Here is a 19,289-nt window from a genome sequence, read left to right on the forward strand (position 1 = left end):
TCCAGGCTGCAAAGGAGACGGAGGGCACCATGCCGGACGAAGACAAGAAGCAAGCAACGCAGCGAGCCCTGGTGGATCGCATCCTGAACGGGGAAGGCAAAGCATCCGCGGAGCAGCGAGCGCATGCTTTCAGCAACGAAGTACTCTCCCCGCCGCTGGATGCGCTGATCGGCAAGGTCGTGGACAGGCCGGCGCAGGTCACTGAGGAGGACTTGGCCGCGGCAAAGGCTTCGGGCTACTCCGAGGACCAGCTTTTCGAGCTGGTGGTGTGCGCCGCGGTCGGCCAGTCCACCCGGCTGTATGAAGCCGGCCTGGCCGCCCTGGCCGAGGCGACCGGTCAAGGGGAGGCCTGATCATGCGCCTTGACATCCTCAATCACGGGTACAGCCCCGGAACCAAGCTGCTCTTCGCTGTCATCCGGTTGTTCTCCGGGCACCCGCTGCCGGACGCCGCCAAGCTGGTCTTCTACCGGCCCGATTTCTACGGCACCCGGGCCAAGGAGTTCACACACGAGGCGATGCGCGGGCCGTCCGCCTGGTCGATAGGCGACCGGGAGCTGATGGCGGCCTACGTGTCCAAGGTGAACGAGTCCGCGTTCTGCATCGGCGCGCATACTGCAACCGCAAGGCAGGCCTACCAGGACGAGCCGCGGGTGGCGGCGGTGCTGGCCGACCTGGAATCAGCCTCCGTCGAGGAACCACTGCGGGCGACCCTGCGGATGCTCGGCAAGCTGACCCGGGAGGGAACGATCAGCGCCCAGGCCATGCGCGAAGTGGTGGCCGCAGGCGTCTCACCCCAACAGGTCAAGGACGCGCTCGCCGTCTGCGCCGCCTTCAACACAACGAACCGCCTCGCCGACACCTTCGGCTTCAAACTCCTCACCCCCGAGGCCTACGCCGCAGGAGCCAAGTACCTACTCAAACGGGGCTACCGGTAGCCGAGTCTGCTGGCAGTCGGCTGGTCCAGACACTTGTGTCTGGCTGTGGTGCGGGTTCAGGATGCCGGAGGGAGGGCACATGAGAATCCGCCGTTTGGTTGTTGCTGCCACAGTTTCGTCCGCGCTGGTTGCCGGGGTGATGTCGGTTCCCGCCGCGACCGCCGTACCGTCGAGAGCGCCGACCTCGGCCGGCTATACGCCACCGCCCGTGCAGTGGGGCGCGTGCACCGTTCCACGCTTGGTGGACGCCGGTGCTCAATGCGGTTACGTCGTCGTGCCGCTCGACTATGACCGTCCCAACGGGACCAAGATCCAGCTCGCGGTATCCCGGGTGATGCACAAGACGCCCGACGCGCAGGCGCAGGGACCGATGCTGGTGAATCCGGGCGGCCCGGGCGGCTCTGGCCTGATCTATGCGATCTTCGGCGAATTCGTGCCGCATGGAGCTGGTGACGCCTACGACTGGGTCGGTTTCGATCCACGTGGTGTCGGCTCGAGCAAGCCGGCCCTGAGCTGCATCCCGGACTACGCCGGCTACAACCGTCCGTTCTACGTGCCGGTCACGCCGAAGCTGGAGCAGACCTGGCTCAAGCTCTCCAAGGCGTACGCGAAAGCCTGCGACGCCAACCAGCACGCGCTGCTCAGCCACCTCAAGTCCATCGACTCGGTACGCGACATGGAGAGCATCCGCAAAGCCCTCGGCGCCCCGCAGATCAACTTCTACGGCTTCTCGTACGGCACCTACCTGGGCCAGGTGTACGGAACGCTCTACCCGAACAGGTTGCGCCGGGCCGTCTTCGATGGCGTCGTCGACGCGACGCGGGTTTGGTACCAGGCCAACCTCGACCAGGACATCGCGTTCAACAAGAGCGTAAAGGTGTTCTTCCAGTACGTCGCCGCGCACGACTCGACCTGGCACCTCGGCAAGTCCGCGGCCGTGGTCGAGCTCCGGTACTACGCCGAAATGCGCAAGCTCATCGGCCACCCGGCCGACGGCAAGATCGGTCCGGACGAGTGGACCGACATCTTCAACCAGGCGGCGTACTACGTGTACGGCTGGGTGGACGTGGCCGACGCCTTCGCCGCATGGGTGCACAACCGTGACGCTGCACCGCTGGTCGCGCTGTACGGCGGCCCGCCGTTCGACGACAACGGCTACGCCATCTACCTCGGCGTACAGTGCACCGACGCCAAGTGGCCCACCAACTGGAATACGTGGCGGCGCGACAACTGGCGCACGTACGCCAAGGCGCCCTTCCTGACCTGGGGCAACGCCTGGTTCAACGCGCCGTGCTTCTACTGGCCGGCGAAGCCTGGCAAACCGGTCAAGGTCGACGGTCGCGGGGTGCAGAGCGTCTTGATGATCAACGAGACACTCGACGGTGCAACCCCGTACTCAGGAGCGCTCCAGACGCGCAAGACGTTCCCGAACTCGGTCCTGATCGAGGGCGTCGGTGGAATAACGCATGCCGGATCCCTCTCCGGCGTGACCTGCACCGACGACCGCATCGCGGCGTACCTGCAAACCGGCGCCTTACCCGCCCGCAAACCCGGCAACCGCTCCGACGTCCAATGCGACCCGGTCCCGGCGCCCGAACCAGCAACCGTCACCACCACCTCCAAGTCCACCGCCAAGACCGGCACACCCGCCCTACGAAAGGCCTTAGCCACCCCCTTCCGCTGAGAATCCCCGATCCGAACCAAGTACGGCTCCAAGGGGTTGGAGCCGTACTTGCTCGGCCTGTCATTTGCGTGACTCTGCTTGCTGGGGTCTACGCTGCGCGTAACGGCAGAGCAGGGATGCGCTACAGAAAGGCTCGAGACGGTGGAACTCAGGGTGCTGGCCGCCGATGAGTGGGAGCTCCTAAGAGATGTCCGTCTCCGGGCGTTAAAGGACTCCCCAGAGGCCTACCTCGCCGACTACGATGAAGAGGTGTCCTGGCACGAGGCGACGTGGCGTCACCGCTTCGTCGACTCGCAGTGGATCGTTGCCCAGAAAGACGACCGGACTGTCGGCTTAGCGCGCGTGCTGCGAGTCGATGGGCGTCCGACGGACGAACGCCATATCGAGTCCGTGTGGGTCGATCCGGGGAATCGGCGGTCGGGCGTCCTGCGCGCGATCCAGAGGCACCTCGTCGCAACGGAGCCAGCGATCAGGGACTGGCTCCTCTGGGTTGTTGACGACAATGTTCCGGCGCGCGAGGTGTACGAGCGCTTGGGCTTCCGCCCGACTGGCGAGTGCCAGCCTCTAACCGACGGCACGCTCCGAACCGAGCTCCGGTTCAGATTCCGGACCGAATGACGCCGGCTTCACGCCGTAGCCGCAAGACAGCCATCGCGTCAGCCCGAGCTCAGCTAGCGCGTCGCGTTCGCTGAGCACCGAGGTGTAGCTGTGGAGGACCTGCTGCCAGCGGCGCTCGTCCTCCCGCCAGCTTTCGATGAAGTCGACGCACATGCCCGGGGTGAGCTTCGAGGCCTGATCCGCGGCGGATTCCAACGACCTCTGCGCCTGCAAAATCGTCGGGTTGTCCACGCCATCTCTGTACTGCGCGCGCGAAAGAGCGTCTCTGATCTCGTCGACCATGGCCATGCGGATCTGCGCGAAGCGCTGCCAATGACCGTCCCGGGTCGCTGCCGTCAGGTGTTCCCCGAAGTCCGATCCAGGCTTGCGCTCGAACAGCGCGTACAGGCCCTCGGCGAGCAAGTCTCCGAACTCCTCGCGTTCCGCGCGCCACGGGTCGTTGAACGGTTGGTACTCCGTCTGCCGGACCTCGCCGATCTTGGGTAGGTAGCGCGCGGCGGCATGGCGTGCGAAGAAAAACCAGTCCTCGTTGTAGATGTCTGGGAAGAACGAGAGGTCCGGATGCTGCAGATCGACGGCCATCGCCGCACCGCTGACGAACACGTCCTGATCGAGGCCGGCGAGACGTCGCGCGTGACATACCACTGAGTTGTCGGGGAACACCCGGCTGGCCATCGACGCCACGGGATGACTATCGAGAATGCTTGCCATTCGTTCGATGTGCTGTGGACGGACCTGCCTGATGTCGTCGTCGAAGTAGAGGATCTTCTTCCAGCCTCGCAATCGGCCCAGAAAGAGGCCGAGATTGCGCTTGACGCTGAGGTCGCTGGAACGACCGGCGGACGCCTCCTTGAACACGGGGTCGGAAGTCAGCAGGTGGGGATCGTCCAGCAGCTGATAGCCCTCAGGTACTTCGATGATGAGCGCACGTGCACCGAACGTCTTCTCCACCCGCTGTGCGACTTGTTCGATGCTGACCTGCCGGCTGCAGAGGACTACCAGTGGTACGGACAGTGCAGCGGACAGGGAAATGACATCCTGCAGCGCGGACGACGATCGTGCTGCCGGAACCACGATCGCATCCAGACGGCTGCGCGTCCGCGGCACGCTGGCAGCAGACACATCGTGGAGAAGTGATGCGTGTGACTGTCCGTGCCTGATCTGGCGGCGCATCTGGCAGCCTCCTCATTCGGTGGCCTCCTCACCCGGCGACCACTCGTAGAGACGATACCCGGGGATCTCGAGGTCGGGTGAGATCGCGTCGCCATTCACCACAGGGACCTGCATGAGTAGCGCGAAGGATCCGCTCGGGAACCGATCAGCGATGTACGCCTCGTTCCGTTCGCGGACCGCGCCGTCCGTGAGCGCGCGGATCGCTCCCAGGACCCCGCGGCTGTAGACGCCATTGCAGATGGTGACGCTGCGGTGGTGATTGAAGGGATTGCGCATACGTGCCAAGAGCGCGACATCCTCGACCAAATCGCGACGTCTGCCGTCGCCCCACGCGTCCTCGGTCTGCTCTGCCTTGAGCTGCTCCGGGTCGATGGCTTCATGATCGGAGTCTGCGCGGTCCTCCCACTGAGGACGGAATTCGCGGCCGCTGGGCTCATTCAATCTGAAGATCTCGCCGTTTTCCAGATCCGGGACGGCGACCTGCTGTACGGGCAAATCGTCCAGCACCCTCTGCAGTACTACGGCGGTCGGATTCCAGGCGATGCCACCGAGCACGACTAGGTGGCCGGTTAGGTCGTCCGGAACGACCTCGTCGGTCAGCCGGTACGCCACCTGCAGCTCCGGATTGGAAGCACGAATGTGACCCCACAACTCGAGCAGCGCATCGAGGTCTGCGTAGCGGTATGCCCGGGTGTAGTTGGGATTTTCTTCCTTGGCCAGCGGAGAACGACCGTCGGCCGGAACCTCCGGGCAGATGATGGTGATCGGGCCGCTCTCAAAGGTCCAGATGGACCTGCCGATCGACGAGCCGGTCACGCCGCGAGCCGAGTCACGGAGACCGACGAGCTCCTGATGGAGCAGCTCGAAGCGCTCCTGATCAGCTGTGGTCAGATCCTTCTCACGCGCCAGATGCGGAGTGCTGTCGGTCGGACGAGTCTGCGCGAAGAACAGTGCATAGGAACGCAAGCGCTTCGCAGGTGGCAGCTTGGGGTTGGACAACGACTCCCACGAGCTGATTGCAGCGACAGAGACGGCTGTGTCCTCACTGAGGGCTCTCGCCAGCTGTGCCTGGGTCAACCTCTGAGATTTGCGCAGGTCGCGAAGCTTGCTGGCGAGACTTACGGCCTCTGGTGAAGCGGCCACTGTCACTCCCGAATGGTCAGCCAACCGATGAGGGCAAGGACTTTGGCCACCCTACACCGTCTCTACCGCACTTCATCGACTACAGCTGAAGTTCAGATGCTGGGTGTCGACAATCGATCGCCAGGCTCATCAGCGGCTGGGACGACACGTTCTCGATTGACGTAATTCCACCGTAGATCTACCCTAGAACTGAATTCAACCTGTAGTCAACTGAAGTTGCACGACGTTCGGTAGACGGGGGCTCTAACGACTCAGCCGGCTTGATTCGTTTGATCGAAGCAGGTGCCTCATGAGCAGATCATCCGCCGCAGCACAGACGCTCACCGCGACTCCTTCGCTCATCCTCAGGGGCGTTCGGCCCTGCCTCGTCGATCCTCCACGGCTATGACCACCGTTCCAGGCGAGGTCGCTGCGATCGACGCGTTGGAGTTCGGTAATTGGCGCAGGGCCTTGCGGGTGCTTCGCGAGGGCGACCTGGCGGATGCCTACCTGGGGGCCGATCTGCGGACAGTGGCGCGTGCAATGTCCTATCGCGCGGCCGGGGAGCATGGCTTGGCCTGGAGGACTCTCGGCGTTGCGGCGGCGAGCGTGCATCGCCGTCAGCCGGCTATCCCCGTTTTGCCGGCGAGGGACGGTGAGGTTGTTCGGCTCGCGTTGCCGCCGCCGCCTGCCGTCGAGGGTCCTGCTGGATCGGCGTTCCGTGCCGTTCGGCTGATTTGGCGTGAGCAGGGCGAGTTGAGCCGGCTGCGCAGCCAGGCTGCCGAGCGTCCGAGCGGGTTGACCCAGGATCGGCACATCCTTCTTCTGGCCTTCGTCGAGTACCTGTGCTGGGTCGAGTGCGATCGCGAGACCTGGCTGCGGGAGTCGACCGCGGACGAGGGCAGCGCGGCGGTGGAAGCGCGGATCGACGAGTTTCGGGACCGGCGGCGTGAGGGCTTTCTGCGGAGTGCCACCGAACTGCGGCGCCTCCATCGGCCGAGCGCCGGGGGAATGACTCGACCGGTCTGGGACCGGGCCGATCAGTACGTCGGTTTGCGGCGGCTCGCACTGCACGAACTCGCCAGTCGCCCGCGACCGCCGTGGACCGAGTCGGCGACTCCGGCCGGCTGTCCTGCCAGGAAGGGCGCGCTGAGTGCCTGGCAGATCGCGCAACCGGACTGACGAGCGATTGCTCCACCGTACTGACCGGCCCTGTCTTTACTCGGTCTTTACCAGTTGGTGGTTCGGTCCTAACCTTTGAGAACCGTGTCCATCGCATGGTCCGCCGACGAGTCGTTGACAATAACAACGATGTCGGAAGTTGGTCCGGCTGCGCGCGAAGGAGGGGTTCGACCCGATGTTCGCCTTCCTGAGTGCGCCGGACAGCAGTGATCGGGGTGCCCCCGAGGTTCGCATCGCGGAGCCGAAGCCTGCCGATCTGATCAGGACTACCGAGCTCGGGTCGGGGATCAGTGTCGAGATCGACCTGGCCGATCCTGAGCGATGGCATTCCGTCACCGTGCAGCGCTGGGAGCAGGCTGACCTGGACCTGCTGGAGCTACTGATCGGGCCGGATGCGGTAAGACGCCTCGGTGAGCTGCGTTCGTCAGCTCGTTCAAGCCTTGGGGCCGAGGTGTCACTCGACGTCGTGCCGACCGGTCCCTGGCAGCGAATCGCTGTGATCGACGCGCTGGATTGGTGGCTGCAGCTTCCACTCGAGCAGGCTTTGCTGGACGCCGAGCGCGCGGTGGCCCAGGTCCGGGCAGCAGCGTCATTGCGGCCCGGCCCGCTTCGGCAGCAGCTCACTGAGCAGGCGCTGGTGCTCGCGCGCGGCTCGGCCGCCGGGTTCGCCGGCTATCTGACCGAACTGGCGGATTCGGCGTCATCGTTGCCGCGGGCCCTGTTCTCCGGCCTGTCCCGCCTGGCCGCCGGCTACGCGATCCTCGGGCGCGAGGTCGTGGACGGCCCTGACAACGACTTGGATCTCGTCGCCGCAGCCTGGAGCCGATTGCAGGCCGCCGTACGTGTGGTCCCGACCTTCAAGCCTCAAGACCACTCGGTGAGTTATCGGCTGAGTGGTGAGCCGTCGGCCGGCGGGGCGGTGGTGAGCAGCTCGGTCGATCCTCGTCAGGTACGAGCGCGCATCGTCGACACGGATGTGCTGACCAAGGAAGTCCGCATGATGCGGTCGGACGAGGGCTCGGCGATCCGGGTGATGGTTCCCGCCTTCGGTCCGTCGTTGCCGGCCGCGGTGATCTCGGACCGGTTGATGGTTCGACTCGTGGACAGCCGATCGGGAACGGCGTACGAACCGGTCCTGCTGACGTTGCGGTCAGGCCGCGCGGCGGAGAGTCTTGGTGCGACGATGCCGGTCTTCACCGAGCTGGTTCCGCTGCGCGGTGCGCCGCTCGAAGACCTGCGGGCCGATGTCTTCGAGGCCGACAATGAAGCGGCGCCAGCGCGGACGGACACCGACAGCGGTTTGTTGCGTCAGCGGCGTGCCCAGTTCGTCCTTGGCGAGTGGCGTCGGGCGGCGGCCGAGGCGCGTCTGTCGCGAGGGGTGAAGGTACGGAATCGCCGGTTGGCCCGACTGGTCGACGTACTGTCGCAGACCACCGCCGACGCCGATCAGCCTGTGTTCCTCGGGGGACCGTCGCCGGCGGAGATCGTGCGTCTGATCGACACCGCGGATTCGCCGGCTGCGAACGCGATCCACCTGTGGTTCGCGTCCAGCCAGGGCGCGGGCGAGCCGTTGGTGGCAGAGCTTGCGGCGGTGTACGCCGGTCGCTGACCGCTGCGATGATGCCTGCGCGGCATCGTTGTTCGCCTTCTGTGCAAGGGCTGTCGCGTAATTAGGCTAGATGCACGTCCGTGACCGGAAGCGGGCGTAGCTCCGTCGACATTCAGGAGCGCAGAGCAATGGCCGTCCCCAGAGCAAACAGTTTGAGGCCAGCGCGCGACGCGAGGCCGATTCCACTCAACGACACCGTGACTGCCGAACCCCGCAGGTCGTACGGGCTGACGCAGGTCGCCTCCCGCCCAACGATGGCACTGTGGTTCTTGATGGCCGCCGACCTGGCAACAGTGGTCTGGATGTACACGTTCGGCGCCTGGCTCGACCGTACGTCGAAGTTCACGGCGACGGCGACGCTCGGCGGCCATCACGTCATCGTCCTGGTCATCGCCGCCCTCGCCTTCGCAACGCTAGTCACTCTGGCGCTGTTGACCGATGGCTACACCCGCTGGACCCCAAGGCTGGCCCTAGCTAGAAACGCAGCCTGCGTCCTGTCCGTCGTAGCCCTGACCGGCCTCCTGGCCCTGGTGCTGGCCAGCCTCCTCAGCCGCATCCTCTTCGGCCGCCTCCGCCCGTGAGGCTCTGGCACTGGCCGGCAAGGATGGTGTGAGGGGCGCGGGTGCCCCTCACACCTTCGATCAGCGGACGTGGATCGTCACGGTGGTGGTCTTGAGGACTGCTGGCAGCTTGGTGGTGTCGATCTTCAGGATCTCGCCGTTGTCGATCTGACCCGTGGTCGGCAGCACCTTCTGGTGGACGGTCCACTTTCCGTCGGGGTCGACGACGATGGTGTCGATGCCGAAATCGTTGTCGTTGGACAGGTACAGCGTCTTGCCGCCGTCCGCGGTGGCGACGCCTTCGACCTTGTCGTGCGCGAAGAACTTGCCGGTGGGGTCGAGCTGGCTCACCAGCATCCCGACGTTGACGTAAGGCTGCTTCTGCGCGACGTTGACGCCGGCACCGGTGAGCCCTGCGAGCGCGGCGTTCGTGCTACCCGCCCCGACCAAGACCTCCGGTGACTTGCCGCCGATCGTCAGGCCGCTGACGTCGGTGGCCCCGTTGACGTCGATCTCGTAGAGAGTCTTCTGGGCGAACGGCTCGAAGTTGCCGTCACGCTCGTCGATCAGGAACTTCGTGTTGGACAGCGCGGTGATCTCGCTGTTGGCGGCACCCGTGGTCGCCGGGTTGTCCAGCAGGTACAGGTACTGCTTGGACTTGTACGTGTGCAGGTTGATCGCGACGATGCGGGAGGGGGAGACGACGGCGGCCTTCGTGTCGCCGAGATCCGGCTGCTGCAGCGCGGACTGCATGATTCCCACCAGGGTCGAGCCGTCCGGCGTGACCGTCAGGCCTTCCATGCCCTTGTTCTTCACGCGGTAGGCGAGCTCAGCCGGGAGGTACCCGATGATCTTGTGGAACGCGTTGTCAGGGCTGTTCTTGTACGGCGTCAGCCGGCCCAGCTCGTAGCCGTTCGCATCGAAATGCGTGATGTACGGACCGTATTCGTCCGAGACCCAGAACGTGCCGTCGGGCAATGCCACCAGGCCCTCGGAGTCGTAGCCGTACGGATCCCTGCCGACGGGCACCGGCGTACCGCCGTTGGCGTTCGTCGCTTCGACGTGGTCGATCACCTCGCTCGTGTCGTGCGGTGGGCGTCCGCTGTACTTCACACCGCCGAGGTTCTTCGGCCCCTTCATGGTGATCTGCTTGACCAGTTCAGCCTTGCCGTTGACAAGCTTGAACTTGCCGATCTGGGGCGTGAAGTCGAGGAGCATCTCGGACTTGTTGCCATCCGGAGCGTCGGCGTTCGGGCCGCGGTCGGTGAGGCCATAGAAGTAGCCGCCCTTACCCGGCGCCGGGGCAAGCGCCGAGCCGTAGCCCTCACCAGAGAGCTGGGTAGTGGTGCCGCCCGGGCCTGCGACCTTCCCGAGCGGCGGCAGGGGAGCCCCGTTCGACTGAGCGTCCTTGAACACCTGTACTGCGTCGGACGCCGTGTACGTGAAGGTGTCCGTGCCCTTGAAGCCGGACTTCGGTGTGTAGGTGAACGTGCCATCCGCGTTGACCGTCACCGTGCCGTCGGACGGGTCGGTGTGCCGCACGACCGCGGTTGCGCCGAGGTCGTTTCGCAGTACGTTGCCACTGACCTTGCCGTGGCCGGAGAAAGAGTCGGCCGCCGCGCGGAAGTCATGGGAGGGGGCCGAGAGCCAGCCAGCGGCCGTGGCTGTGCCCGTGCCCACCACCGCAACGGCAGCACCGATCGCGACGGCGATCCGGGTGCGCCTGCGAGAGAAGAGTCGTGAAGTCATACCCCTGAACTTGTCCCTCAGTAATGAATTCTGAGCCGACCTCTGGTGAACCCTCGGCATCTCCAGGCGGGGAGGCTCGTCGATCACTACAGTCGGTGATCTTGCCGTCGACGTTCCGTTCGGCAGAGGTTCTCAAGCGGGTTGTTCGGCGCCGGCGAGATGGGCCGACAGGAACTGGCCGGCTCTGTCCAGTGCGGCGGTCGCTTCGTCGAGCATCGGGTAGAAGGTTTGGAAGACGTGCGGTACCCCGGGGGTGATGTCGAGGGTGACCTCTACGTCTGCGGAGGCGGCTTGTTGGGCGAGGCGGATGGCGTCGTCGAGGAGAACCTCGTGAGTTCCGGCCTGGATGAGCAGCGGCGGCAGTCCGGACAGCTCGGCGAAGATCGGGCTGATGAGGCCAAGAGCGGCGTCTTGTCCAGACGTGTAGTCGGCGACTCGGGCTTCGAGGTTTTCGCGGCTCATCAGCGTGTCGACCTCGCCCTTGGTTTTCATGGTCACCCCGGTCAGCGTTAGGTCGGCGTACGGTGACATCACGAAGGCTGCGGCAGGCAAGGGCAGCCCGTGATCTCGGGCGTTGACAAGGGTGGCGACGGCGAGCCCGCCGCCGGCGGACTCGCCCGCGAAGACGATGTCCGAAGGGGCAATGCCGTTCTGTAGAAGGGCTTCGTAGGCTGCCAGCGCGTCGCCGACCGCCGCGGGATACGGATGCTCGGGGGCGAGCCGGTAGTCGACAGAGATGACCTTTGCGCCGGTTCGCCGGCCGACTTGCGAAGCTAGGTTGGCGGCGGAGACGGCGTCGCCCAGGACGTACACGCCGCCGTGGAAGTAGAGGACAACATGGCGGGGTTCGATGCCATCGATGGTGATCTCGGCGGTTGGGACGTCGCCCAGGGCGGCCGCTGTCACGGTCACGTCGGCGGGTAGCGGCTGCGACGACGTCAACTCGCGCAGCAGCCGTCGCTGCTCGTTGACGTCGATACCGGCCGGAAAGGCTGACTGCCGCAGGATCGCTTCAAGGTTCTCTCGCTGCTCGGCGCTCACGGAGGATCTCCTTCGGTCGTGGCTGGTTCGGCAGCGGGCTCGCTCTGTCGATCCACCGCCAGCGTCGCCGCCAGCCAGGTGAGCAGGCGTCACCTAATCCCGGTGATTCGCTGTTCTTCGGAGAGCCGTGAGAATTTCTGCCCGGTAGCCTGTCGGATCCGGAGTGAGGCGTTCGTAGTACGGGTGAGAGGTGGCCGAAGGAAGGCTGCCGGGACGAGGAGAGATGAGATGACGCGGTACCTGATCTCGTTCGAGAAGGGCGCGATGGACCACATCCCCGAGGAGGACATCCCCGAGGTGGGCAAGGCCGCCCATGCGGTGCTCCAGGAGGCCAAGGATGCCGGTGTGTTCCTCTTCGGCGGCGGGCTGAGTTACGACGAGGGCGATGTAGAGCACGCCGTTGTGGGCGTCGACGGGGTGGTCACCGATGGCCCGTACCCGGAGAGCAAGGAGCTCATCGGCGGCGTCACCGTCGTCGACGTACCCACCCGAGAGGCGGCCCTGGAGTGGGCCGCAAAGATCGCGGTCGCCTGCCGCTGCGCACAAGACGTCCGCAAGTTCATGCACGACCCAGACCTGATCGAATAAGACCGGCTCAGGGTTGGGTGGCGAGCCAGTCCTGGAAGGTGGGTCCTGCGAGCTTGGCGTGTGGGCTGGGCAGGAACGCGCCCTTGGCGGCAAGCTCGGCATCGGGCATGCCCGAGCCGTCGACTCCTACGACCTTGATGCCGCGGCGGGCGCCGAGCAGTGCGGCCGCCTCCGCCATGGTCTCCTTTCGGGGGCCGGCGATCTCCGGGATCGGCGTTCCTGGAGTCGGTTCGCCAGGGTCGAGGGCCAGGTCGACCAGTTCCTCGGCCACGGTGCGGGAGGCCACGAGCTGGGTGGGCAGGGCCGGGACGTAGGCGACGTCGCCCTGCTGCCAGTCCAGAAGCTGACCGACGAACTCGTGGAACTGCGCTGCCCGCAGGATGCGGACTTCGAGGGGGCCGGACAGGAGGAATTCCTCGTGCGCCAGCTTGGCGGCGACGAAACCGGTGGTGGCGTTGTCGACGCCGATGATGGATGCCACGGTGATCTGGGCGGCCCCCGCCTTCTGGCCCGCCTCCTGCAGATTGCGGGCTGAGGTGCGGAAGAACTCGGTCGCCGCCTCCTGCTCGGAGGCGTGCCACGAGGCGACGTCGATGATGACGTCCACCCCGGTGAGCGCCTTGGCCAGGCCCTCACCGGTGATGATGTCCACGCCGGTGGCTCGTGACATCGGCACGACCTGGTGCCCTCGTTCGGTGAGGACCTCGACGACGTGGTGTCCCAGCCGCCCGGTGGCTCCCGCCACCGCGAACTTGGTGATGCTCATGCTGTCTGCCCTTCTCGCTCGCTGTAGTTCTGGCCGGGGGCCCTGCCTGGGATCGGCTTGGCGATGAGAGCGGCGGGGGTGAAGAAGCCGATGTGGGCGATCGCCATGATGAGCGACCACATCGCCTGGTCGTCGTAGTACGCGGAAGCCTTGGCGTACAGCGCATCGGGGACTCGCTCACCGGACGGGTTCGGGGTGAGTACGGCCTCCACCAACTCCAGCGCGACCCGTTCGGCGTCGGTGAAGTAGGTGGCGTCCTGCCAGGTGGCCACGGCGGCGATGCGCTCCGCTGGCTCCCTGAGCTCGCGGAGTTTGCCGGTCTCCCGAATGGTGAAGTACGTGCTGCCGAGGATCTGCCCGGCGCGCAGTTGCAGCAAGCTGATGGTGGTCGGGGGAATCGGGCTGTTCTTGAGAGCCTTGTGCAGACCGGCGCCGACTTCCGCCATCTCGGGGAGGAACGGGAGAGGGTTGGGCATGCGCGACCGGAGCTCGGTGGTCGTGGGTGTGGTCATGCTGAGGCTCCTTACTCGTGATGTTGCGTCCTGACGAGCAAGAGATCCCGGCGACCCACTCGTTGTGACAGCGGGATCTCTGTGACATAGCCCACCGGTCGTCGGTGTCACAAAGCGGCGGGGAGCGGGATCGTAGGGATATGAGCGAACGGATTGAGCAACCGACGGCCGCAGCTGGTGGCAGTGGCACGGACGCGGCCACCGAGGCGTTCGTCGCCCACCGCAACCTGCTGTTCACCCTCGCCTACGAGATCCTCGGCTCCGCCACCGATGCCGAGGACGTCCTGCAGGAGACCTGGCTGCTGTGGACGGGCGTCGACCTCGGCACGGTGCGGGACCGGCGCGCGTACCTGATCCGGATCGCCACCAGGCAGGCGCTGAAACGACTGCGCACACTGGGCCGGCGCAAGGAGACCTACGTCGGGCCGTGGCTGCCCGAACCGTTGCTGACGGCCCCTGATGTGGCCGAGGATGTCGAACTGGCCGACAGCGTCTCGATGGCGATGCTGCTGGTGCTGGAGACGCTCGGACCGACCGAGCGGGCGGTGTTCGTACTGCGTGAGGTCTTCGAGCTGGAGTACGACGAGATCGCCGAAGCCGTCGGCAAGAGCCAGGCTGCGGTACGCCAGATCGCCCACCGGGCACGGGCCCACGTCGCCGCGCGTCGTCCGCGAGGCACCGGTTCCGCTGCCGAGCACCGAGCCGCACTCGAGGCTTTCCAACGAGCGGTCGAAACCGGCGAGCTGCAAAGCCTGCTCGACATCCTCGCGCCGGACGTCGTGGCCCTGAGCGACGGCGGCGGCGTCAAGCATGCCCTGCTGCGGCCCATTGTGGGAGCTGACAACGTCGCTCGCTTGCTGGCCGTCGGCTGGTGGAAGCGCGACGCAGAAAGGTCGGTCGAGCTGGTGCAGATCAATGGCGGCCCGGGGCTGCTCGTCCGAGTTGAGGGCGAGATCGACGGCGTGGTGGCGGTGCGACTGGAGAACGGCTACGTCACCGGCGCCTACCACGTGCGCAATCCCGAGAAGCTGTCGCGGATGGACCAAGAGACCACCGTGAGCCGCTCGTCGTAAGCGCAGAAGGGCCACGCCATTGGCGAATGAGGTGGCGTCGGAGTCTCCCGAATCATCGCCCACCGCAACAGCTAGGCGTTGCGGTCATTGAGCGCGCCTCGGCGCGGGATGATGAGCGGATGGTGCTGCCGATGACAATGCGCGTGGGCGGAGGCCCGCCGAATCTTCTGGCAGGGTGTCGGATCTGGAACGTAGCGTTCGTGGAACAGGTGAATGGCTGCCAATCGAGGGCGCCACGACAGGGCAAGAGAAGGAGTCGGGCGATGACGCCTCCACGATCTGTAGTCCACATGCACTCAACTCGGGAGGTGTTGTGAAGCTCCTTCTCACCTCCGGAGGCGTTACGAACGAGAGCATCCGCGATGCGCTGGTCGATCTGCTGGGCAAGCCGATCTCCGAGTCCCGTGCGCTCTGCATCCCCACGGCGCAGTGGGGCCACCCGATGCTCGGGCCCGCCTCGGTGCGAAGGTTCGTCGCCGGCGAGCCTCCGTGGCACATGATGACCAGCCTGGGCTGGGCGTCCTTGGGCGTCCTGGAGCTCACCGCGCTGCCCAGCATCGGCGAGGAGCGGTGGGTGCCGTGGGTCCGAGAGGCCGACGTGCTGCTGGTGGACGGCGGCGAAGCGACGTACCTGTGCCACTGGATGCGACAGTCAGGGCTGTCGGAGGTCATGTCGTCGCTGCCCGACACGGTCTGGGTGGGGCTGAGTGCCGGCAGCATGGTGATGACACCGCGGATCGGTGACGACTTCGTCGAGTGGCCGTCTGCGCCGGACGACCGCACGCTTGGGGTCGTCGACTTCTCGATCTTCCCGCACCTGGACCACGAGCTCATGCCGGAGAACACCATGGTCGACGCGGAGAGATGGGCCGCCGGCATCGCAGGTCCGGCGTACGCCATCGACGACCAGACCGCCATCAAGGTGACGGACGGCGCTGTCGAGGTCATCTCCGAAGGGCATTGGAAGGTTTTCCCCGCGTAGCCGCCGCTCATGCAGCGATCCGGCGCCTTACCCCGTCTCAGGTCACCTGGCGGTCGCACATCACCCGACTGAGGACACCGATCGCTTCCAAACGGGTGGGATTTCAGGACGTGAGCAGGGTGAGCACTTCGGCGGTGGGGCGGACGTCGCCGAAGGTGCGGTAGACGGTGTGGAGGGTGGCGTTCAGGTCCTGGTCGCGGCGGGCGGCGTTGGCGTCGGCAACCATCAGGACGCGGTAGCCGAGGGTGCTGGCGTCGCGAGCGGTGGACTCGCAGCAGACGTTCGCCACGGTGCCGGTGATCAGGACGGTGTCGATGCCACGCGCCTCGAGCAGGTCCGGTAGATCGCAGCGGCCTGGGAAGAAGGCACTCGCTGCCGTCTTCTCCGCGATCAGGTCTTCATCTCGTACGTCGAACTCGCGCCAGACCCGGTCCCGCAGGGGCCCGGTGCCGCCCGACTCGCTGAACATCTTCGCCATGTCGGCCCCGAGGAACTCCTCTGTCACTGCGGTGATTTCGGTTCGTCCTGGCAACACCCACGCGACTGTCCCACCCAGGTCGCGCAGGGTGCCGGCAAGCTCCTGGATGTTGGGCACGATGCCGCGCTCGTAGTCCCCTTCCGCGACGAAGAACGAGACCATGTCGACCACCAGCAGCGCAGTACGCTCCGGCACCAGCTCCTGGTAGGCATGCCGCTTCCCGCGCCGCGTCTCCTGCCGCGCGTACTCCCGCGCCTCGATCGTCCACTGGTGCAGTCTGGGAACCACCGTCTCCGTCACTCGGAGTACCCTGCCAGCCCCCACCGACAAATTGCCTCCGTCGATGGCTCGATCCGCAATCGTGCACCCCGGACAACACTGGCGTGAATTTTCTGCCTGAGGGTGTCGTTTCCGCCGCAGGTCGTTCGTAGCGTAGATGGAGGCGGACAGTGGGTCCGCCCGAGCCGAGGGAGCAGACATGCCGGAGTACCTCATCTACTTCAATCAACAGTGGGTGGGTGACCACACCGAGGAGTGGTTCCGCGGGCGCGGGCCCCTCGCAAGGGCGGTCGTGGACGAGATCAAGGCCGCCGGGTCGTACGTCTTCGCCGGGGGTCTGGAGGAAGAGGACGGCCCGGTCTTCAGCGCCGACGCCACGAGCGGCACCTTGACGTTCACCGACGGACCGTACGTCGAAAGCAAGGAATGGCTGGGCGGACAGACCGTGGTGGACGTTGCCGACGATGAGACGGCCAAGATGTGGGCCGGCAAGATCGCGGAAGCATGCGGCTGGCCTCAAGAAGTACGCCGCTTCAAGCCGCGGCCCGAAGCCCAGTAATGAGGTCCAGCAGTACCTCGCGAAGAACCCGCTCGGCTACCGCTGCCACGCCAACACCCGCGTGAAGTTTCCCAAGACCGTCTGAACACTGCCTCCGAGCGGCCGGCGATCCCTTGCGGGTCGCCGGCCGTCTGACGAGCGGTCAGAGCGCGGGGACGAGTAGCGTTACAGCGATGGGAGATCTTCGTGTCCGGACCGCCGAGCCTTCTGACCGTGCCGTAGTCACGAGCATCCTGACGGCGTTCTCGGGCAGCACGACGGTGGCGGTCCACGGAGCGGCTTTCGAGGCTGCCGACCTTCCGGCCTTGATCGCCGAGCAGGAGGGTCGTGTGGTGGGTCTGCTCACCTACGAGATCTCAGACCAGGAGCTGGAGGTGATCTCCCTGAACGCGACGCAGCAACGCGTCGGTGTGGGCACTGTCCTCTTGGCTGCTGCTGTAGAGCGAGCGCGACAGGCCGACGCCCGGCGAGTATGGCTGGTCACCACCAATGACAACCTTGACGCGCTCCGGTTCTATCAGCGGCGAGGCATGCGGATCGTTGGCGTTACACCAGGCGCTGTAGATGCATCGCGGGCTCTAAAACCGTCCATTCCGTTGGCAGGCGAGTACGGGATCGCACTCCACGATGAGCTGACATTGGAAGTTCAGCTGTGATCCGGAAAGCGGGCTGCAAAGGTGGATCGGAGGAGGGTAAATGAGACATATCTACCTCGTCACGCATCCCGAGGCGCAGCATCACGTTGACGGCATCGTTGGAGGCTGGCATGACTCAGAGCTGACCGCTCGTGGGCGCCTGCAGGCCGAACGCATCGCCGAGGTCTTGGCGAGCAGGATCGGACGCCAGCCGGTCGAGGTCTACTCCTCTGATCTGAGGCGAGCCAGCCAAGCGGCAGAGCGAATTGCCCAGAGGTTCTCCGTCGAGGTTCAGACTGATGCGCGGCTTCGCGAGAGGTCCAACGGTGAGGCTGACGGGCGTCCCCAAGCGTGGCTCGCCGAGCGGCACATCCCACTTCCGGAGTACGGCGATCGACTCGGCCACCACGACGGACCAGCTGGTGCGGAGACCCGAATGGCATTGGTCGAACGCCTGTACCCGGCCCTCGATGACATCCTCCGTCGACCAGTCGCGAAGCAGATCGTGGTGTCTCACGGGTCCGCGTCGAGCTATCTGATCGCTGCCTGGATCGGCATGCCGATGACGTCGACAGACCGGGTCTTCTTTCCACTGACTTCAGGCGGTATCACCATCCTCCGCCGCAACGACACCCACTTCAGCCATCAGGTGCTGTCTCTGAACGAGACCCAGCACCTGCAGGGTCTCTGAGAGCCACCAGAGGTGTGAGCTTGGCCCCTGCTCCAGCAATCGTCAGAAGGGGCTGGCGGCCTTGAGCTTCGCGGCGACCGGGCCGAGGTCGGTGATGAGTTCGTCGATCTCTTGCGGCTCGAGGCAGGTGTACGCCGGGGCGGCCAACGTGTCGGTGAGCTCCTCGATCTCGGTCCTGAGCTTCCGGCCGGCTGGCGTGAACCAGCCGGCGGCGTCGACCAGGCCGCGGAGCCGGAGACCGTCGACGACCGCGTCCAGCTGGTCATCGGTGAGCGGGTCGAGCCGGCCGAAGTCTCGCGGCTTCATGTCCCAGTAGAGCGCTTGCAGCACGTGCGCCTCCTGTCCGTCGATGCCGGCCGCGACGAGCGCGGTCAGGTGACCGTCACCACGGTGTTCGCGGAGCAGGGTGGCTGCGTGCCAGAGGCGAGCGAGGGGTTCTTCGGGTACGGGGAGCGAGCGGAGTCCGGCGTACAGGAGCCTGCCCTCCATCGGTGCGTTGAACGCGGCCCTCGTAGCGAGCTCGGCGGCCCGTGCAATCGCCGGGCTGTCGGCCAGGTCGCCCAGGATCCGGCGGAGCGCCGCGACGCAGCCGCGCTGCCGGGCGGCGAGGACGGCCTCCGGCGTGGCAATCTCCCAGACGCTCGGGATGTACGCGGCGACCTCGCCCGGGGCGAAGTTGTAGAACAGTGCGTCCACCACCTCGGCCGGCACGCGCCCGAGTGGCGCCGACCGCGCGGCGAAGTACCCCGGCCAGTAGCCCTCGTACCCGAGCGCCTGCAGCTCCTCGGTCGGGTCGTCGGCCATGTAGGCGACCTCATGGATCGGTACGAACAGCTCCTTGAGTCGCCGCGCCACGCTTTCCATCGGAGTTCTCCTAGTCGACGAACCGGCCTGTCACCGGTCTCTCACTCCAACTACGAACCAGCCGGGCACCTTTCGACACCGCGCTCGGGAGTTTCTTACTCCGTACCTTCCAACGACAAGATCTTCTTCGCAGGCAACCACATGGAACGGACTCCGGCGGGATTTCCGTGCCACTGCCGGCCAGGCC

The 19,289-nt window shown here is 65.8% G+C and carries 21 protein-coding genes; 13 read left to right on the forward strand and 8 right to left on the reverse strand.

Translation table 11 applies throughout. From position 1 onward, the window contains the following. From VFG33_RS19845 to VFG33_RS19860, 4 genes are all read left to right on the forward strand, one after another. Nucleotides 1-353 (forward strand): carboxymuconolactone decarboxylase family protein (locus VFG33_RS19845; protein WP_325054402.1); only part of this gene is annotated, 353 nt, incomplete at its 5' end. Between the two features lie 2 nt (nt 354-355). Next, nucleotides 356-937: a carboxymuconolactone decarboxylase family protein gene (locus VFG33_RS19850; protein WP_325054403.1), complete on the forward strand. Its 582-nt coding sequence runs from the start codon at nt 356-358 to the stop codon at nt 935-937. A gap of 79 nt (nt 938-1,016) precedes the next feature. Continuing rightward, the gene (locus tag VFG33_RS19855; RefSeq protein WP_325054404.1) at nt 1,017-2,621 is read left to right on the forward strand and encodes an alpha/beta hydrolase; all 1,605 of its coding nucleotides are present in this window, start codon (nt 1,017-1,019) and stop codon (nt 2,619-2,621) included. A 141-nt stretch (nt 2,622-2,762) separates the two neighbouring features. Further along, on the forward strand, nt 2,763-3,239 hold the full coding sequence (locus VFG33_RS19860; protein WP_325054405.1) for a GNAT family N-acetyltransferase: 477 nt from the start codon (nt 2,763-2,765) through the stop codon (nt 3,237-3,239). On the opposite strand, the gene VFG33_RS19865 is transcribed toward VFG33_RS19860, so the two are convergent. Then, nucleotides 3,186-4,412 (reverse strand): hypothetical protein, encoded by a 1,227-nt coding sequence (locus VFG33_RS19865; RefSeq protein WP_325054406.1) that lies wholly within the window; start codon nt 4,410-4,412, stop codon nt 3,186-3,188. The genes VFG33_RS19860 and VFG33_RS19865 overlap by 54 nt on opposite strands. Nucleotides 4,413-4,424: 12 nt before the next feature. Next, nucleotides 4,425-5,489, reverse strand: coding sequence for a hypothetical protein (locus VFG33_RS19870; protein WP_325054407.1), 1,065 nt, complete (start codon nt 5,487-5,489; stop codon nt 4,425-4,427). 450 nt (nt 5,490-5,939) lie between these two features. On the opposite strand from VFG33_RS19870, the gene VFG33_RS19875 reads away from it, so the two are divergent. The 3 genes from VFG33_RS19875 to VFG33_RS19885 all read left to right on the forward strand — a co-directional run bounded on the left by VFG33_RS19875 (nt 5,940) and on the right by VFG33_RS19885 (nt 8,906). Continuing rightward, nucleotides 5,940-6,716, forward strand: coding sequence for a hypothetical protein (locus VFG33_RS19875; RefSeq protein ID WP_325054408.1), 777 nt, complete (start codon nt 5,940-5,942; stop codon nt 6,714-6,716). Nucleotides 6,717-6,855: 139 nt separating this feature from the next. After that, the gene (locus VFG33_RS19880; protein ID WP_325054409.1) at nt 6,856-8,325 is read left to right on the forward strand and encodes a hypothetical protein; all 1,470 of its coding nucleotides are present in this window, start codon (nt 6,856-6,858) and stop codon (nt 8,323-8,325) included. A 197-nt stretch (nt 8,326-8,522) separates the two neighbouring features. Further along, nucleotides 8,523-8,906 carry a hypothetical protein gene (locus VFG33_RS19885; protein WP_325054410.1) on the forward strand — a complete coding sequence of 128 codons (384 nt, stop codon included), beginning with the start codon at nt 8,523-8,525 and terminating at the stop codon, nt 8,904-8,906. Nucleotides 8,907-8,966: 60 nt separating this feature from the next. Here VFG33_RS19885 and VFG33_RS19890 read toward each other — a convergent pair whose 3' ends face one another. Further along, complete coding sequence (locus VFG33_RS19890) at nt 8,967-10,634, reverse strand: esterase-like activity of phytase family protein (protein WP_325054411.1); 1,668 nt, start codon at nt 10,632-10,634, stop codon at nt 8,967-8,969. Nucleotides 10,635-10,766: 132 nt separating this feature from the next. Continuing rightward, nucleotides 10,767-11,675 (reverse strand): alpha/beta hydrolase, encoded by a 909-nt coding sequence (locus VFG33_RS19895; protein ID WP_325054412.1) that lies wholly within the window; start codon nt 11,673-11,675, stop codon nt 10,767-10,769. A gap of 228 nt (nt 11,676-11,903) precedes the next feature. Here VFG33_RS19895 and VFG33_RS19900 point away from each other — a divergent pair, with 228 nt between their 5' ends. Continuing rightward, nucleotides 11,904-12,263 carry a YciI family protein gene (locus VFG33_RS19900; RefSeq protein WP_325054413.1) on the forward strand — a complete coding sequence of 120 codons (360 nt, stop codon included), beginning with the start codon at nt 11,904-11,906 and terminating at the stop codon, nt 12,261-12,263. Nucleotides 12,264-12,270: 7 nt separating this feature from the next. On the opposite strand, the gene VFG33_RS19905 is transcribed toward VFG33_RS19900, so the two are convergent. Both VFG33_RS19905 and VFG33_RS19910 read right to left on the reverse strand, forming a co-directional pair. Continuing rightward, the gene (locus tag VFG33_RS19905; RefSeq protein WP_325054414.1) at nt 12,271-13,029 is read right to left on the reverse strand and encodes an SDR family oxidoreductase; all 759 of its coding nucleotides are present in this window, start codon (nt 13,027-13,029) and stop codon (nt 12,271-12,273) included. After that, a complete protein-coding gene (locus VFG33_RS19910) occupies nt 13,026-13,541 on the reverse strand; it encodes a carboxymuconolactone decarboxylase family protein (RefSeq protein ID WP_325054415.1) in 516 nt (171 codons plus the stop codon). The genes VFG33_RS19905 and VFG33_RS19910 overlap by 4 nt, the downstream gene beginning before the upstream one ends. 140 nt (nt 13,542-13,681) lie before the next feature. Between VFG33_RS19910 and VFG33_RS19915 the strand changes: the two genes are divergently transcribed. Next, complete coding sequence (locus VFG33_RS19915; protein ID WP_325054416.1) at nt 13,682-14,614, forward strand: RNA polymerase sigma-70 factor; 933 nt, start codon at nt 13,682-13,684, stop codon at nt 14,612-14,614. Nucleotides 14,615-14,927: 313 nt separating this feature from the next. Beyond that, on the forward strand, nt 14,928-15,596 hold the full coding sequence (locus VFG33_RS19920; RefSeq protein WP_325054417.1) for a Type 1 glutamine amidotransferase-like domain-containing protein: 669 nt from the start codon (nt 14,928-14,930) through the stop codon (nt 15,594-15,596). Nucleotides 15,597-15,699: 103 nt separating this feature from the next. Here the strand turns inward: VFG33_RS19920 and VFG33_RS19925 are convergent, their stop codons facing one another. Then, nucleotides 15,700-16,374, reverse strand: a complete 675-nt coding sequence (locus VFG33_RS19925) for an isochorismatase family protein (protein WP_325054418.1) — start codon at nt 16,372-16,374, stop codon at nt 15,700-15,702. A gap of 178 nt (nt 16,375-16,552) precedes the next feature. On the opposite strand from VFG33_RS19925, the gene VFG33_RS19930 reads away from it, so the two are divergent. The 3 genes from VFG33_RS19930 (at nt 16,553) to VFG33_RS19940 (ending at nt 18,238) form a co-directional block, all read left to right on the forward strand. Then, nucleotides 16,553-16,912 carry a YciI family protein gene (locus VFG33_RS19930; RefSeq protein WP_325054419.1) on the forward strand — a complete coding sequence of 120 codons (360 nt, stop codon included), beginning with the start codon at nt 16,553-16,555 and terminating at the stop codon, nt 16,910-16,912. Nucleotides 16,913-17,085: 173 nt separating this feature from the next. Continuing rightward, the gene (locus VFG33_RS19935) at nt 17,086-17,568 is read left to right on the forward strand and encodes a GNAT family N-acetyltransferase (RefSeq protein WP_325054420.1); all 483 of its coding nucleotides are present in this window, start codon (nt 17,086-17,088) and stop codon (nt 17,566-17,568) included. 40 nt (nt 17,569-17,608) lie between these two features. After that, nucleotides 17,609-18,238, forward strand: a complete 630-nt coding sequence (locus tag VFG33_RS19940) for a histidine phosphatase family protein (RefSeq protein WP_325054421.1) — start codon at nt 17,609-17,611, stop codon at nt 18,236-18,238. A 42-nt stretch (nt 18,239-18,280) separates the two neighbouring features. Here the strand turns inward: VFG33_RS19940 and VFG33_RS19945 are convergent, their stop codons facing one another. Continuing rightward, a complete protein-coding gene (locus VFG33_RS19945) occupies nt 18,281-19,102 on the reverse strand; it encodes an SCO6745 family protein (protein WP_325054422.1) in 822 nt (273 codons plus the stop codon). Nucleotides 19,103-19,289: the final 187 nt, after the last annotated feature.

The organism is Kribbella sp., assembly GCF_035687465.1.
Classification (GTDB): Bacteria; Actinomycetota; Actinomycetes; order Propionibacteriales; family Kribbellaceae; genus Kribbella.